Origin of the sequence: Leptospira semungkisensis (assembly GCF_004770055.1) — a bacterium.
Classification (GTDB): Bacteria; Spirochaetota; Leptospiria; order Leptospirales; family Leptospiraceae; genus Leptospira_B; species Leptospira_B semungkisensis.
Map to the genome: position 1 here is coordinate 1,480,664 of NZ_RQEP01000005.1, position 15,931 is coordinate 1,496,594.

Below are 15,931 nucleotides of genomic sequence, written 5' to 3' on the forward strand. Positions count from 1 at the left end.
TATTAGCTAGATTTATATATTAAGTTTTCTTGAATTTCATTTCTGGCAGGTCCTAAGGGAAGAAGATAGAAGCCTCCCTCTGGAAATGATATGCGTTTCGTTCTGAGGCGAAAATGTTCGAGAACGAAATCTTCCTCCAGGACCAGATCTGGAGTTCCATCGGCTACCAGTTTACCTTCTTTCAGGACTGCGATCCGATCCGCATACCGTAGAGCTAAGTTTAGATCGTGAAGGATACATAGTACTCCTCTTCCTCTCTTGCTTAGATTCTTTGCATTTTCTAATAATGAATGAAGTCGATTCGGATCCAGAGATGATCCAGGCTCGTCCAAGAGGACGTATCTTTCTCTCACAGGAGGATCCATATCTTGCAGAATGACTCTTGCCATCTGGGTTCTTTGCTTCTCTCCCCCTGAAAGTTTATTATAAATTTGGAATCTTTCTCTTTCTCCTAAATCAACTTCTTCGAACGCTCTCGAAGACATTCTGTCCTCTTCTTCTTTCGAAACCCTGAGCTGAAAAGAGGATCTGCCCATTCGAACAATCTCATCCGCTAAGAATGGAAAATGGATCTCAGTTTCTTGAGAGAGAACGGATCTACGAACGGCCAATTCTTCCGGAGAGAAAGAAGAGATGGGAACTCCATCAAGCAGTGCAAATCCCTGGTCTGGAGAGATCTCTCCCGATAAAAGTCTGAGTAGAGTGGATTTTCCTGCTCCATTCGGACCGAGTATGACTAAGAATTCTCCTGGATACAAACTCAGATTGATCTCGGAAAGTAGAAGTCTTCCTCCTCGGGCCAAGGAAACGTTAGATAGCACTAAGCTCATCTGAATTCTCCTTCTTTTCGTTTCGCTTTTAGGATGAGTGATAAGAAGAAGGGACCACCTAATCCGGCGGCAATAATTCCGATCGGAAGTTCGGAAGGAAATACTATGGTTCTTGCAGCCAGATCTGCGCAGGAAACTAAGAGTCCTCCTCCTAAAATAGAGGCAGGCAAAAGTGTTTTATGACTCGGTCCTAATAGCATCCTCAGAATATGAGGGACGATCAATCCTGCGAAGGCGATATTTCCGCTGATCGATATACTACTTCCGACTAAAAGACTAGATAAGATAATCGTTATATTACGGATTCTCTTTATTTTAAATCCGCTATAGAATGCTTCCGCTTCTCCCAAGGCTAATACATCCAAGCCTCTACTTAACCAAGGAAAGGATAAGGCAACGAATGTCAAGACTACGCTTAATAAAGTAACCTTATGCCATGTTGCTCCTGCTATGCTCCCTAAACTCCAGAAGGTGAGATTTCTCAATTGAGTATCGTCGGCTAGATAGGATAAGAATCCCAAAAGAGAGATCACAGTCGCATTCACTGCGATCCCGGTAAGCACGAGCACAAGAGAGAATCCTCCTCCTTCTCTTCTGGAAACTAAATGAAGGAAGAAGGAAACTAAGAGTGCTCCTCCGAATGCGAATGCTTGTAGAAAATAACTTTCTTTTCCTCTAAGTTCGGGAGGAAGAAAGGAGAATATTTTTTCGGAGCAAACAATCCATACTGCAGCGGAAAGTGCGGCTCCAGGGCCGACTCCGATAAAGCCTGGCTCTACGAGAGGGTTTCGAAATAATCCTTGGATACAAACTCCAGCACAGGCAAGTTCTGCTCCTATCAATAAGGAAAGAAGGAAGCGCGGAAGTCTTAGATCCCAAACCAAAAGAGAGTGTGGGACTTCTAACGAAGAGAGAGAATCTTCTCCTAAGAAAATCAATTTACAAATCTCAGAGAAGGAAATAGATACAGACCCCAATCGTAAAGAAAGGATCCCAACGCATATGATCAGGATCCCCAGTCCTATAAAAACATAGGAAGAAGCGATCCTTTGATTCTTTCTTACAGAAACTTCTCCGACTTGCATGTTAAGAGAAGTTCCTTGCGCTTTTCTTTCTTTGGTCGAAATGCTCAAGGTTTCTTTCCGGAATTAGGAGCATGCAAGCTGTTGTATAATTCTTCCATTCCTTGTCCAAGTCTTGGGCCGAAACCTAAAAGAACTAGATCATCGATAGATATCACTCTTGCATTTTTGCCCGCTGGAGTTTCTTTTAAGCCGGGTAGGGCGAGTACTCCGGAGATACCTCCTAGACCTTCTAATCCTCTGCTTGGTATGAGGATCACATCGGGTTGAGAAGAAATAACTGCTTCCGGACTGATCGGTTTGAATCCTTTAAATCCTGTAACTGCGTTCACTCCACCGGAGAGTCGGATCATTTCGTCTGCGGGTGTCTCTGTTCCGGAGACTTGCGCTAGATTCGTGCCTCTATGATAAACGAATAAGACTTTAGGTTTTGATTTTAGACGGGAAACTTTTTCAGTAACTCGATTTGCTTGTTTACGAATTTCTTGTGTAAGCTTTTTTGCTTTTTCCTCAGCTCCTATTTCTTTTCCTATAGAAAGAATGTTTTGCAGTGTTTGCTCTAGGGAAGGAAGTCCAGGAAAAATAATCACTTGTAAGCCTGCGCTTTTTAACTGATCGATCACTTCGGGTGGTCCCGCATACTCCAAGCCAAGGACAAGATTTGGTTTTAAAGAAAGGATTCCTTCTGTAGAAAGTGCTCTTTGGTAGCCTATCTTAGGAAGCTTGGTTGCCTCTGGAGGATAAAGAGAAGAAGTATCATTTCCGACGACTAAATTCCCTTTTCCTAAAGCGAATACGATTTCTGTTACCGTTCCGTTCAATGTGACGATTCGAAGTGATTTCTCTTCTCCAAAGATCCCCGAGAAGGAAGCAAGAAGCAAAGAAAGAGCTAGAAAGAAATGTTTCATAAAATTCTCCTGATTTTATATTCTACTTTTATAATATTATTTCGATTATCTAGAAAAGGCCCCTGAGGATTCAGTTCCGCTGAATTTTCCGTCGATGCCTACGTAATAGAACCTGGGTTTTTGCGGATTATAAGTTAGGTCAAAGGTGTCCAATAAATTGTCCACTCCCGCAAAGAACTCGAAGGCACCTAAAATTTTCTGAGAAACCCGAATGTTCAGGTTTGTATGTGGGTTCACCATTCGAACCCCGTATGTAGGAGCACTCGTGCAATAAGAAAGATTTCTTTCGGTGCAATAGTCTTGGATACCTTGAGGAATGGAGCCGAACAATTCTTGGATTAGATGATTTGTATTTGCTTGGAGTAGGCTTGTGATCGCCGAGTAATCGGAAGAAAGCTGAGGATCACACCAAAGTGGATTCTTTTGACAATAGTAAGGTTGCTTGCCGAACACTACCGCGAATAAGGAGAAGCTAAAACCGCTGGAAGGATGATCTAATCGAATATTCGCATTCCATCTATGATAACCCCTTCCTTCTAAAGGAAGATTTGTTAGTTCATCTTTTGTATCTGTATAAGTGTATCCGCTTCCTAAGGAAACGTTTTGATGTACTCTGACAGTAACAGAAGATTCGAATCCTTTGCTGAGAGCCTTTTGGAAATTCGAAGTAGAATAGATGATCAGACCGGAAGCATCTCGATTCGGATTCGTTCTGAAACCGATGAGATTATCTACGTTATTATAGAAGAAGTTAAAACTAAACCAGAAGGTCCGATTCGGTTCCCATTCTCCTCCTAGATTATAGCTGCGAGAAAGCTCCGGTTTGAGATCCGGGTTTCCTGCCACTCTATAACCCACTCCAGGGTTTATAAAATTATAATATAGATCCTGAAAGCTGGGAGCACGATAGCCCAACCCGTTTGCGGCTCTTATCTTGAACTTATCGGTAACATCCAAGCGAACTGCAAGTTTGGGAAGAGTTTGTCCTCCGTAGATAGAATCGTGGTCGGAGCGAAGTCCTGGAACAATCTGAATCCTAGGAGCGTTCGAGATCCTCCATTCATCTTGGACATAGAATGCGGTTCTCTGTCTCTCCGCGTAACCATTCTTGGTTTGGTAGGTATCCGAGATTCCTAAAAGATCATCCACACATACATACGGGAAATTGCGTTTACAATCCGGGGCAATCCTTGCGGAGGAAAGTTGATCGATCAATGTCTCAGCTCCGTAAGAGATCACGTGTCCTTCGGAGATCTTATGATCTAAACGAGAACGAAATTCGGTAACCGCATTGTCTAACTTTTCTCTTTTGTCCAAGGCATCCGATTGCCTTTGGTCCAAAGTGTATGTATCGAAGAAGCGAGCATAATTCGCGTTTAAGTTTAAATTCAGATTCTTAGTTAATTCCCAATCAGCATTCAAGGCTCCCATAAAATCGTGGGTCTTATTATTACGATCATAAACTGTATTAGGAAGAGAAGCATCGACTGCACTTTGGTTTAAATATCTATAATAAAATTGGAATCCTACTTTCAAAGCTTCGCTGATATCAAATGTGGTCTTGTTCGAAACGTTGAGATCTTCGAACGCACTGCCTGAGGTGGATTCTAATGGGGGAGTATAAGGCAGATGTCTCTTTGCGATCAGCAACTTTGTCGCAAGAGGCATATTTGTAGGAAAGGGAGAATAATTCGGAGAGAGACTTTCTATTCTTCCGTTCTTAGGGCCCAATGTTGCATCAGGAGTAAGATCATAGCCATCTCCTCTATGCCAACCGGCAGTGAACTGAGTGGACACGATTCCTCTTCGGACTCCAACACTTGCATAATTCCTAAACTCCAATCCGGTTCCGTAATAGAGAGGATTGCCTCCTCCTGCAAATGTCCTGAAGTTAGAAGAGTACGGATCCTTCTGATCTTTAGTGATGATATTGATTACACCTGCAATCGCATCGGAGCCGTATAGCGCAGAGGATGCGCCTTTTACGATCTCTATTCTTTCGATATCTTCTGCTTTGAAGCGAGTTAGGTCGATGGAACCGCTGAAACGTCCGGTTGTTCTTTGTCCATCCACTAAGATTAGAACGTTTTGGCCGGATAGACCTTGCAATCTTACTGTCGATCCTCTTTCTCCAGCTTGTGCGGGCCTCACCTCGATCCCGGGAACGTTGCCTAACGTGTTGGACAGATCCCGAGCTCCCATCGCATCGATGTCTTTACGAGTGATTACTTCTGTCGTGATCGTAGAATCTTTGAGAAGACCTTTTCTTCTGGTGCCTGTGATTGTGATAATGGAGCCTTTATCATTTGCGCTATTCCCGTTTCCATTTCCGGTCTCAGAAGTTGTGCCAGATCCGGAGTCGCCCTTTTGTTTTTCCTTCTCCTGCTTTTCGTCTGTAGTCTTTTCAGGAGCTATATCTGCCTCCGCAAGCAATGGAGCTCCCGAGAGGCATAGAATAGAGAAGAGAAGAAAGTAAAGAATTCTATAGTAAGAAGAATTCGAAATTCTTCTCATGGAATTATCTTCCATTGGAACTGTGGATAACCGCTTGTTCCTCCTACACTCGCATAGTATCCGGTCATCTTTACTGCAAAGTAAGTAGAACCATCCGAGGCTCTTACCAAATAATAACGAGTCTTGGGAGTTAAGATATGAGTGACGGAATCATAATCATACCAATCCCAGAAACTAGGACTTGCATTCTCGTCCGCATTTCCGAATCCTCCGCCTCCTGTTTGTGTCATCTCCTTATCCACTTCTAAAGTGCAGCTAGAAGAATTTACATCATCCAAAGAAGCATTACTCGCATTGAAGCAAGCTCCTCCTGATCCGGCTCCGCTTGTTCCACTATTCGTACCCAGAACGAAGCGTTTGAATTTCATGTCCCAAGAGCCTGACTTGCTGACTATAACTCCACCTGATTTTAGATCCACATAGACCCAGCAGGATTCAGAGCTGGCGTTTATCTCGCTGGACTTTGTAGAAGAACCGGTCGTAGTCGCTTCTCCTGTAAAATTAAGGCAAGGATCTACGGGATCGGAAGAAGCTGCGAGAAGAGCTAACGCGTCGTCGCCTCCGTTGTCAGGTCCTCCGCAAAATGTAAGGGAAATTCCCAAAAGAATTATAATAAAAGAATATATTGATTTCATGATGTTATAGTTTCCTATTCGAATTCAGAGATCAGTGTCTTCCCTAACGCCTCCAAAAAGAGACGAGAGAGAAGACATTGGTGATCGTTTTCTTAAGGAAGAACGCTATCGCTGGATACGGTAACAGTTCCCGGAGTGGTTCCTGTCGTATTAGAGATCGTAGCGTAGCTTGTTCCTGTGCCTGGTATGGAAGTATCAACCCAATCTGATTTGTTCAGGATGGAATTGCTCGCGGTCAGACTGGATTTATTTCCGCAATCTGCTCCGCTTGTACCGGTTGCCCATACTGTCACTCTAGGCGGTGACGTTTGAGTCAGGTCATAGCAAATATCTGCGCTGCTAGTTTTGAAGCTTGGAACGCTAGAGGTATTTACTTCTTCCGTGCTGAAGTCCACGTAGCTCATGGGTGGAGGAGGAGGTCCGCCGCTATATAAGGTAAATTTAAACTGTCCTGTTCCGGCGGCAGTCATGCAGCTTGCGTCGGACCAGCCCTTGGTCATACAGAATGCGACGTGGTTTCCGCTCAGTTGGATTCCATTGAATCTATAATGCTTTCCTGTTCCTGCGTCAGGCTCACAAAGAGCTTGTGGAGTGGTGACAGAAGATAGGGAAGTGTTGCACTCGGTTGTATCAGTTGCAGTCACGCTAGATACCACGATTTTCTTTGCGGTCAAAAGAGAAGTGTTGCTGAATCTGAAATAAGCTCCGGTTCCAGACGCAAGAGAAACTGTTTCACTGGTCCAGTTAGAGATCACCTTAGTCGCATTAGCTTCTTTGAGTGTATTCTTCACTTTGCAGTTCGCGTTGTTCTTGCCGGTGACCCAGATGATCGCTCTAGGAGTCTTGCCGGATCTACGAACAATATCTACGCAAAGCTCAGAGGGACCTGGATTTCCGAAGGTAGCATCTGCAAATACAGTGCTTGAATCGCCCGCTTGGTAGTTTCCATCCGCTCCGAACTTGGTCCAAGTATTGGAGTTCGTATCACCGGTGTTCCTACCATGAACAAGGGCAAGGTTTCCGGAACCTGAAGCAGTGCTCGTACTTGCTGGGGCGGCGCTTGGACCTTTGAATAAATAGAAGTATCCGTTAAAGCCAAGAGCCTCTAAACCTTCTACTCGGAAGTGAACAGAATCTGTTCCGGAAGCGGGAGTACAGAGGGTCGCATAGGTTCCAGTAGTGTAGGAACTTTCTAGATCAGTTTCGCAACTGACACTGGCCGGAGGCCAACTAGTGGACGAGCCTAGGCCCGCTAACGCAAGGGCGGAAAGCGAATTATCACTTCCCTTAGAAGCCAATCCGTCGCAATTCGCAAAGCTAAGAGCGAATAAGGCGGAAAGACAGATTCCCAATATAGATCTTTTCATGTTTTCTCCTGATGAGACTCAGTTCTCATTAGCTTTTTCGAGGAGTCATGTTTCTGTGTTTGCTTTTTTAAAATGAGTCTAGGACTCAAAATCGATAAGAAGGTTCTTTTGTCAAACAAAAATGAGATTAATTCTCAGAATGTTGAATTGATTTAGTTCAGGTTTAGTCGAGCAATTGTTATCCGAAAGATTCTCTCCCCTTTCTATTTCGAGAAGGAGCCACTTCTTTTTGGGAAAAGTAATTGCGAGTCCCCTTCTCCTGGGATAAAACTATCGGGCCGAAAACTCTTTCATTTGGAAGAGGATGACTTCGCAAAAAGGAGGGTATGATATGAAGAAAAAATGGGTGGTGGTTGCGAACCGGAGTGAGGCAAAAATTTTTGAATACCAAGGGCCGACGAACGGATTGAAGTTGGTGCAATCCATGGAGAATCCAGAAGGAAGACTTAGAAATTCCGAACTGGTAACCGGGGCTGGACAGGCTTCTAGATCCGATTTTGATTTTTTTCACGAACCTAAGAAGAGAGTGGCGGCGGCCTTTGCCGGTAAACTTTGTGATTTCGTAAATCTTGAAAGAAAGAAGGATTCTTTTTCCAATTTCATACTGATCTCCGAGCCAGGCTTTATGGGAATGATCCTAGGCAAACTGGACGATAAATCTCGAGAAAAGATCTATCATAAAATGCCAAAGGACATTGTTCATGAGAGAGAAGCTAGTTTGATGAATCATCTCAAAACTGTTTTGATGTGATCCGTTAGTATCCGAAACTTTCGAAAAAGAAAGGGGTCTTCGATTTTATCGTCGGCCCCTTTTCATTTTTAAGAGGATCCTATTTCGTAATCTTGTCTGGTATTCACTTGACGAGAGCAGATAATGCTCGATCCTACCTCAGAAAAAACCGGAGGGGAAATGGCTGCCAGCAAAGATAAATACGTACTTTCTATCGATAGTGGAGGAAGCGGGATCCGTGCGATCTTATTCGATAAGAAAGGCAAAATAGTTTCGCGACAGTACGAAAAAACTCCGCCTATCATAGTCGAGCCGGGTGCCTTGGAGCACGATGCCGATAAACTTTGGCAGGCTCTTCTTTCCATTTTGAAGAAGACATTTCGAAATAGAAAATTCCAACCTTCTAATATAGATTCCATCGGTATTTGTAACCAAAGAGGTTCTTTCCTTCTATGGGAGAAGGAAACAGGCAAGCCTCTGACCAAGCTAATCAGTTGGGCGGATGTAAGAGCAGGCAAGACCTCCGACCAAATGAATTCTAATACGATATGGAAGTTGATCCAATTCGTTTCCCGTATACTCGGAGGGATCACCGGTCATCCGATGTTGATCGCGACGTATTTACTTAAGTTTACTACGGACCATGCTTCCGTTCGTTTGAAATGGGTATTCGATCATCATCCTGAATTGCGCAAAAGATCTAAGAAGGGGGAAATATTATTCGGAACCTTGGACACTTGGTTCGTATACAAACTCACAAAAGGGAAGGAACATTTAAGTGATCCTTCGAATGCGACTGTTACCGGGATGTTCAATCCGTTCCAGTTGCAATGGAATGCACCTCTTTGCGGCATATTCGGGATCCCGACTAAGATCTTTCCGAATGTAAAGGATACTGCGGCCGATTTCGGATCTACGGATCCTTCTCTCTTTGGTGGAGTTGCAATTCCTATCCGAGCAGTAGTTGGGGATCAGATGGCTGCGTTATTCGGTCATGCATGCTTTGAAAAGGGAGGAGTTAAGATCTCTCAAGGTTCGGGAGCATTTGTGGACATGAATATGGGCGACAAACCTAAGATCTCTAAGAGAGGGCTGTTTCCTCTTGTTGCATGGAGATTGAACGGAAAACCAACATACATGTTAGAAGGGTTTACTGGTACAGTGGGAACTCTGATCGATTGGTTGGGAAAGGGAATCGGCCTCTCCGACACTCCTAAGGTATTGAATGAATTGGCCTCCCAGACACAAGATACGGGAGGTGTGATCTTTGTTCCTACAGCTTCCGGGATGAGATTTCCTCATTTTAACCCGAATGCAAAGGCCTCTGTTTTTGGACTTTCTCTCGCAACTCACAGAAGGCATGTGGCTCGAGCAGTCCTAGAGGGAATTGCATTATCTTTATTTGATATTCTAGAAGGAATTAAGAAGGATACGAATGTTCCGGTAAGTTCTATCATGGTGGATGGAGGAGTCTCTCAGTCGGACATTCTACTCCAATGCTTGGCGGATTTTTGCCAGGTCGATGTGAAGAGAGCCCCCGAGCCTGATATGACTGCGACAGGAGCAGCATACTTGGCCGGTCTAGGTTCCGGTTTTTGGAAATCCAAAGAGGAGCTTAGAAGTCTAGAAAAAGGCTATAAGATATTCAAACCGAAGATGGATCTGAAACTCAGAAAGGAAAAATTAGAACGTTGGCATAGGGCCGTTCAATCTACTCTTAAGATAGATTAAGAAATTCTAATTAGAGATCCGGATCGAACTAACTACAGTCGTTAGTTGCTCGGCCAACTCGTCTGTAGGTTCCTCGTCTCCGTTATAAGTGACGAGCACCATTCTTTTTTGGGCTGAGACCAGATATACCATCCAATGTCTGCCATCTTCTTTTAGGAATTCGCAGGCAATGATCTTTGCCCCTTCGTTATTGTTGAATACGACTGCCTTATCCGATTCGTATTCTATCCCGTGAGTCCCTAGATATCTTTCCAATTCCTTTTCTGGATCAAAGACCCCATCTTTGTTCTCGAATGCATATACTTGCATCGCGCCGGATCCATTCTCTTCGAAAAAGGCAGGTATGCCTTCGATCACTATATTCTGCCAGTGACCCGGAATCACCATAGTATACCATCCGGAGGGAGATCGATACAATTTGTATTCTGTTTTGCTGTCCATGGGAAAGACTCCGGGTTTTCAGTCATCTTGTCCTGAGTAAAAATACCTGCAAGCATGTTTGGGAAGACTTGACATTCGCATTATCTGGAGCGATCTTCTCTGATTGTGATCGCCATCCTTAAAAATAGAAGAGGGCCTTTCTATCTTATCACAACCTTCTTCGCCATTGTGTTTTTTGCGATATTTGCATCTTCTCTGGCCATTTTATTCTCTCTATTCTTGATCGCGATCCTCATCTCATATCCGATTCTTTTGGATTGGATCTCTCGGCTGTATGGTCAGGAAGATATTGCGGACGAAGTTCATTATGCTAAGACCAAGGATGGATGGAATATAGCTCTGCATCGTCATATTCCCCCGATTCCGAACCACACTCTTGCTCCAGTGATTGTTGTGCACGGGATCGCAACGAACAAGTATGTGATCGATCTGGACAAGAGACACTCTCTTCCTTATTATTTGAAACTGAGAGGATACGAGGTGTTTGCCGTTTCTTTGAGAGGAGCAGGCGCGTCCTATCATGAAAGTAGAGGAGGGTATGAGGATTTTACTTTTGATGATTTAGTAAAATATGATGTTCCTGCAATTCTTTCCAAAGTGCTTTCGATTACTGGAAGTAAGAGAGTGAATTGGGTAGGGCATTCGATGGGAGCTATGATCCTTTATTCTTATCTGGGAGTTTCTACCAAGAAAGAAAAGGAGAAGGTTGCATCCTTTGTTTCTATCGGTGGGCCGGGAAATTTAAATCATCTAGGCTTGAGCCTGATCGGCCTACTTTCTAGATTTCCTAGAGCAAGAAAGGTCTTGGATCTGAAATTCGGAGCCTCCATGCTTGCGCCTCTCGCAGGGGAGATCTATACTCCTATCGATGAGATCTTATACAATCCGAAGGCCACTCGACCGAGAACGGTTAAGAAGGTCATGAAGAATGCGATCGAGAATATAAGCGAGGGGCTGATAGAGCAATTCATGTCCTGGATAGAAACCAAGAAGATGAGTTCTTTAAATGGCTTTCATGATTATATAGAATTACAAAAAGAGATAACCGTTCCAAGTTTATTTATTGCAGGCGCAAAGGATGCGATTGCAACTCCTGAGACAGTTAAATTTGTTTATGACAGGGCCGGCGCCAAATATAAGAAATTTCTAATAATCTCTAAGGAAGAAGGCTGCACCGAAGACTATGGCCATGGCTGTCTGATCCTGGGAGAAAAAGCCGAAGACGATGTATTTCCTAAGGTGGAATCTTTCTTACGAGAGTTTGGAACCTCCAAAAAACTAAGTTGGTTCGGACAATTAGAGAGAAAAATTCGCAAAAGAGTCGGCCTTAGAACGACATAACCATTCATTTTCCACCTCAAAAGAGTAGCATTCTTCCCGGAATATCACCAAATCATTGCCTCCTTAATGAAATAATATGCTTATTATATAAGCATTAAATTAAAACTATCCCAAATTTTGGGCATATTTTGAAGTTTGAAGAATTGGTACGCTATTTGCATAAAACCCGGTAGAGCGAAACGAATCTTAAGAGAGATAGAATCCGATTCGTAGAGGTGCTTTACCATGATAGAACTAAAATTCGGGCAAAGAAAGGTGGTGAACTTCCGAGGGGCGAGAAAGGTCGTCGGAGGATTAACGGAGAAGAATAAGATCGATATTCTTCTCTATATCAGTAAGGAATTTGCAAACGCGGATAAAGAAGAAGAACTTTACGATATCGTAATTAGCCTTTGTAAAGATATTTTCGAATGCGATAACACTACTCTCAGAATGTGGAAAGGGGATCTTCTGGTGCCTTCCCGATTTTTTAAGGAGACCATTCCTCCTCGCAGAGACTTGAGCCAAGACGAAGGATATTCCGGGTTCACTTTCAAGACTCGCATGCCTCTTCTGATCCAAGACTTAAGCCATCATGTGGAATATATCGATGAGGGTGAAACGACCCGAGCCGTTATGTGTGTTCCGATCATGTACAAAGAAGATTGTCTCGGAACGATCGCAGTAGAATCGGACACTGAATTTTTTTATAGAGAAGATGACTTGGAGATCCTAGAAGCCCTAGGTTCTCAACTCGCACTTGCGATCACAAGCGTACGTCTGATCCAAGGTTTGGTTAAAGCCAATGAAAGAGAGGCTCAGATCTTAAAGCAGTTGGAATGGGACATGCGCATGGGACGCAACGTCCAAAGTCAGATCGTTGAGACTGTAATCGCCCCTTGGAACGGTTTGCATTTCGGTACATACTATGAGCCTATGACAGAAGTTTCCGGAGATTACTTCAATGTGGTTCGTCAAGGAAACTCGATCACTGCTATCATCGTGGATGTTTCCGGTCACGGTATTCCCGCTGCCTTGGTAACAATGTCCATTCACTATCAATTCCAAAGATGTACTGCTTTGGGTATGGGATTGTCCGAAACCATGGCAGAGTTGGGAGAATCTGTTCGTCCTCAACTTCCGGACGGAACGTATTTCACTGCGTTCATTCTGAAAGTCTATAGCGATTACACATATTCTTATGTGAATGCTGCTCACCAGAAAATGCTTCATTATCATAACGGCACCGGCAGGATCGAGGAACTGGATACACAAGGAGTTCCATTAGGGATCTTTGAAGTAGAAAGAAGCAATTTCGAAGAGAAGCACGGCAAGATCCTTCCTGGAGATATTCTGTTCTTACCTACCGATGGGATCGTTGAACAAAAGAACGACCAACGACAAGAACTAGGAAACCAGCGTTTCATAGAATGGATCCGCCAAGAAAAGGCAACCATCGAAGAACAAAGAGATAAGATCTATGTTTCAGATTTAGTGGGTTCTTTGCTCGGAAGATTCAAAAGATACAAGGGAGATATTCGCAATGGAGATGACGTATCTCTGTTAGCACTTCAATGCAATCCTGAATTAGGAAAAGCAAAGACACTTCTTTCACTTGCGAAGTCTGCTGCTAAAGCCAAGAAAGATCAGGTCGCTTACGATAAGGCGCTCGAAGTATTCTCCATGGATGAGTCTCTCAAAGACAGTCTTGTGCTCTTAGGAAAAATGTATTACAGAGATCGAAATTTCGAGAAGAGCGTTCAGTTCTTGGAGAAATACATCCGCACAAGTGGAGAAGAGTCAGAGCATATCCATTACCTTCTCGGAAGAGCTTATTACGAATTGAACAATATCCCTGAAGCGAAGAGAGCGTTGAAACGTTCCTTGGCGATAGACCATACTTATGCCAAGTCTAGTTTAAGACTAGCTAGATGTTATTTGAAAGATAATGAAACTCCTAAAGCGATCAAGGTCCTTCAACAAGGGATCAAGAGTGCGCCTACGAACGAGTATCTGAAGATCTCTCTCAAGAAATTGGAAGAACTTGTGAAACGTAAGACCGCAGAGGTAGGCGCCGAACAAAGAAAAGAAGCAGTTTAAGGAATCATAAGCGAAGTCAGGAATTATTAATAAAGAGAAAGGAGACTTAGATTAAATATGCGTATATTAGCATTACTTATGCTCGCGTTTGTCTCGAGCGGAATTTGGGCCGACGAAGCCGCACCGGTTACAGCCGAGGCAGCTTTGAGCGCGGTTGGAGTCCTTAGGAATGAAACGAATTGGCTATGGACCTGTATCGCAGGCTTCTTAGTATTCTTCATGCAAGCAGGGTTTGCGCTGGTAGAGGCCGGGTTCACCAGAGCTAAAAACACAGTAAACATTCTCATGAAGAACTTCATGGACTTCGCTCTTGGGTCCTTGGCATTCTGGTTAATCGGATTTTCCATCATGTTCGGACCTCAATTGGTTCATGCTGTAGGCGTAGGACTTCCTTCTATCGCAGACAGTCTATTGCTCGTGGGAGGAAAGCCAGACGCAGGTAAATTTACCTTTTTTATCTTCCAGTTGGTGTTCGCAGGAACTGCGGCAACGATCGTCTCCGGGGCGATGGCTGAAAGAACGAAATTCGTAGATTACGTTATCTTCTCTGTATTGATTACAGCTTTCGTGTATCCTATATTCGGATCTTTGGCTTGGTCGAATCTCTTCGAACCAGAAAACAAAGGATATTTGGTGAATGCAGGGTTTATCGACTTCGCGGGATCCACAGTGGTTCACTCCGTAGGTGGTTGGGCAGGTCTTGCCGGAACCATGGTTTTAGGACCTCGTATCGGTAAGTTCCAAGATGGAAAAGTCGTACCGATCCTTGGTCATAACATGACTATCGCTGCCTTAGGTGTTTTTATCCTTTGGTTAGGTTGGTTCGGATTCAACCCTGGCTCCACTACTTCCGTAGGCGGAGGAACTTTTGCGATCATCGCTGTTACGACTAACTTTGCAGCGGCAGCTGGAGCGGTCTCTTCTATGATCGTGACTTGGATCCTTTTCAAGAAGCCTGATATCGGTTTAACCTTAAACGGTGCTCTTGCGGGTCTTGTTGCTATTACTGCTCCTTGCGCGAACGTAAGCATTAGCTCTGCGATCATCATCGGTTTAGTAGGCGGTGTTCTCGTTGTATTCAGCGTTTTATTCTTCGATAGGATCAAGATCGACGATCCAGTCGGAGCGGTTTCCGTTCACGGAGTTTGCGGAGCTTGGGGAACCATTGCTGCGGGGCTTTTTGCGGAGGAAGCGTTCGGTGGAATTAACGGTTTATTCTTCGGAGGCGGGATCAGTCAACTTCTGGTTCAGTTAACTGGAGTAGGGATCGCATTCGTTTGGGCCTTCGGTGCAAGCGCGGTTATCTTCCTCGCATTGAAATACACCATCGGTCTCAGAGTATCCGAAGACGAGGAGATCCAAGGTTTGGATATCCTGGAACACGGAAACGAGGCATATCCTATCTCCAAATAATTCCTATCGGTGAAAACCTCCGTATTTTGCCCTGCGGAGGTTTTCTTTTCCCGTTGACGGAAAGAATACTTATACCCGAATTGAGAGAATGCGTTCGGGTTCTTTCTTCCGCCTCTCACAAATCCTTCTCATCCTTTTCGGTTGTCTGTTGGTCGGATGCTTCGAATATGAAGAGACCCTTACCATCAATCCGAATCTAAGCGGAACCTTAGAAGTCACTTATGTAGTTCCCACTAAGAGAAAGTCGGACGAATCGCTCATCAAATTCCTTCCCACTCGCAAAGAAGAAATATTGAATCGTTTGAATAAGGGATTTTTCTTCAAGAGCCTTGTCTTAAAAGACTATACCTACCAAAAAATGGAAAGCCCTGAAGCGGAACCAGGTGCGTTCCGAGAAAAGGCAAAGGTAAGCTATAAATTAGAATTCACAGATATTTCTCAATTAGAGAGTATCCTTCTCGGAAACGTGCAGATCAAAAAAGAGAAGGTGAATACGATCTATATTAAAAGAGAATTCCCATCCATCACTAAGTCTTTGGAGTCCGTTCAAGGAGATGGAGAGAAGAAACTTCTAGGTGAAACCTTGAGATTGATCAAGGGAAATGCCTTGGTGTTCAAGGTAAATTTTCCAATCACTTCCGTTTGCTATACGAATCGAGGAGAGCAAAGCTTAGGAAAATTAGCCTATCGTTTGCCTCTCGCGGATACGATTGAAAAGTTCGGGAATAAGTCCTGGGACTATCGCATCACCTTCGTCTATTAAGGTTGTACTTATAAATCTTTACTTGGCGCTTCGCTGCGAGTATCGCGTTGCGATCTCGCGCTCGGCCTGCGGCACATTGCCCTTCGGGCAACGTCGC

At 44.0% G+C, this 15,931-nt stretch carries 12 protein-coding genes and 1 pseudogene; 6 read left to right on the forward strand and 7 right to left on the reverse strand.

What is annotated here, in order from left to right; genetic code table 11:
• Window positions 1-2: 2 nt before the first annotated feature.
• From EHO59_RS07115 to EHO59_RS07140, 6 genes and pseudogenes are all read right to left on the reverse strand, one after another.
• Window positions 3-818: pseudogene (locus EHO59_RS07115) on the reverse strand (heme ABC transporter ATP-binding protein); the annotation flags it as partial.
• An 8-nt stretch (window positions 819-826) separates the two neighbouring features.
• Window positions 827-1,963: a FecCD family ABC transporter permease gene (locus tag EHO59_RS07120; RefSeq protein WP_246052682.1), complete on the reverse strand. Its 1,137-nt coding sequence runs from the start codon at window positions 1,961-1,963 to the stop codon at window positions 827-829.
• The gene (locus EHO59_RS07125; protein WP_135586112.1) at window positions 1,960-2,820 is read right to left on the reverse strand and encodes a heme/hemin ABC transporter substrate-binding protein; all 861 of its coding nucleotides are present in this window, start codon (window positions 2,818-2,820) and stop codon (window positions 1,960-1,962) included. Before EHO59_RS07125 ends, EHO59_RS07120 begins: the two co-directional genes overlap by 4 nt.
• 45 nt (window positions 2,821-2,865) lie before the next feature.
• On the reverse strand, window positions 2,866-5,334 hold the full coding sequence (locus EHO59_RS07130) for a TonB-dependent receptor plug domain-containing protein (RefSeq protein ID WP_135586114.1): 2,469 nt from the start codon (window positions 5,332-5,334) through the stop codon (window positions 2,866-2,868).
• Window positions 5,331-5,969 (reverse strand): HmuY family protein, encoded by a 639-nt coding sequence (locus EHO59_RS07135; protein ID WP_135586116.1) that lies wholly within the window; start codon window positions 5,967-5,969, stop codon window positions 5,331-5,333. The genes EHO59_RS07130 and EHO59_RS07135 overlap by 4 nt, the downstream gene beginning before the upstream one ends.
• A 92-nt stretch (window positions 5,970-6,061) precedes the next feature.
• Complete coding sequence (locus tag EHO59_RS07140; protein WP_135586118.1) at window positions 6,062-7,336, reverse strand: hypothetical protein; 1,275 nt, start codon at window positions 7,334-7,336, stop codon at window positions 6,062-6,064.
• A 331-nt stretch (window positions 7,337-7,667) separates the two neighbouring features.
• On the opposite strand from EHO59_RS07140, the gene EHO59_RS07145 reads away from it, so the two are divergent.
• Complete coding sequence (locus EHO59_RS07145; RefSeq protein ID WP_135586120.1) at window positions 7,668-8,087, forward strand: host attachment protein; 420 nt, start codon at window positions 7,668-7,670, stop codon at window positions 8,085-8,087.
• Window positions 8,088-8,246: 159 nt separating this feature from the next.
• Complete coding sequence (locus EHO59_RS07150) at window positions 8,247-9,797, forward strand: glycerol kinase 5 (protein WP_135586122.1); 1,551 nt, start codon at window positions 8,247-8,249, stop codon at window positions 9,795-9,797.
• Between the two features lie 6 nt (window positions 9,798-9,803).
• Here EHO59_RS07150 and EHO59_RS07155 read toward each other — a convergent pair whose 3' ends face one another.
• On the reverse strand, window positions 9,804-10,238 hold the full coding sequence (locus tag EHO59_RS07155; RefSeq protein ID WP_135586124.1) for a hypothetical protein: 435 nt from the start codon (window positions 10,236-10,238) through the stop codon (window positions 9,804-9,806).
• A gap of 105 nt (window positions 10,239-10,343) precedes the next feature.
• Here EHO59_RS07155 and EHO59_RS07160 point away from each other — a divergent pair, with 105 nt between their 5' ends.
• The 4 genes from EHO59_RS07160 to EHO59_RS07175 all read left to right on the forward strand — a co-directional run bounded on the left by EHO59_RS07160 (window position 10,344) and on the right by EHO59_RS07175 (window position 15,834).
• Window positions 10,344-11,579, forward strand: a complete 1,236-nt coding sequence (locus tag EHO59_RS07160) for an alpha/beta fold hydrolase (RefSeq protein WP_135586126.1) — start codon at window positions 10,344-10,346, stop codon at window positions 11,577-11,579.
• 225 nt (window positions 11,580-11,804) lie between these two features.
• On the forward strand, window positions 11,805-13,658 hold the full coding sequence (locus tag EHO59_RS07165; RefSeq protein ID WP_135586128.1) for a SpoIIE family protein phosphatase: 1,854 nt from the start codon (window positions 11,805-11,807) through the stop codon (window positions 13,656-13,658).
• Between the two features lie 57 nt (window positions 13,659-13,715).
• Window positions 13,716-15,071, forward strand: a complete 1,356-nt coding sequence (locus EHO59_RS07170) for an ammonium transporter (RefSeq protein ID WP_135586130.1) — start codon at window positions 13,716-13,718, stop codon at window positions 15,069-15,071.
• 88 nt (window positions 15,072-15,159) lie between these two features.
• Window positions 15,160-15,834 carry an LIC11874 family lipoprotein gene (locus EHO59_RS07175; protein WP_135586132.1) on the forward strand — a complete coding sequence of 225 codons (675 nt, stop codon included), beginning with the start codon at window positions 15,160-15,162 and terminating at the stop codon, window positions 15,832-15,834.
• The last annotated feature ends 97 nt before the right edge of the window (window positions 15,835-15,931 follow it).

Excerpts from the sequence above, each read along its gene's own strand:
- EHO59_RS07125 (WP_135586112.1), bottom strand. The coding sequence starts at position 2,820 with ATGAAACATTTCTTTCTAGCTCTTTCTTTGCTTCTTGCTTCCTTCTCG.
- EHO59_RS07130 (WP_135586114.1), bottom strand. The coding sequence starts at position 5,334 with ATGAGAAGAATTTCGAATTCTTCTTACTATAGAATTCTTTACTTTCTT.
- EHO59_RS07135 (WP_135586116.1), bottom strand. The coding sequence starts at position 5,969 with ATGAAATCAATATATTCTTTTATTATAATTCTTTTGGGAATTTCCCTT.
- EHO59_RS07140 (WP_135586118.1), bottom strand. The coding sequence starts at position 7,336 with ATGAAAAGATCTATATTGGGAATCTGTCTTTCCGCCTTATTCGCTCTT.
- EHO59_RS07145 (WP_135586120.1), top strand. The coding sequence starts at position 7,668 with ATGAAGAAAAAATGGGTGGTGGTTGCGAACCGGAGTGAGGCAAAAATT.
- EHO59_RS07150 (WP_135586122.1), top strand. The coding sequence starts at position 8,247 with ATGGCTGCCAGCAAAGATAAATACGTACTTTCTATCGATAGTGGAGGA.
- EHO59_RS07155 (WP_135586124.1), bottom strand. The coding sequence starts at position 10,238 with ATGGACAGCAAAACAGAATACAAATTGTATCGATCTCCCTCCGGATGG.
- EHO59_RS07165 (WP_135586128.1), top strand. The coding sequence starts at position 11,805 with ATGATAGAACTAAAATTCGGGCAAAGAAAGGTGGTGAACTTCCGAGGG.
- EHO59_RS07170 (WP_135586130.1), top strand. The coding sequence starts at position 13,716 with ATGCGTATATTAGCATTACTTATGCTCGCGTTTGTCTCGAGCGGAATT.
- EHO59_RS07175 (WP_135586132.1), top strand. The coding sequence starts at position 15,160 with ATGCGTTCGGGTTCTTTCTTCCGCCTCTCACAAATCCTTCTCATCCTT.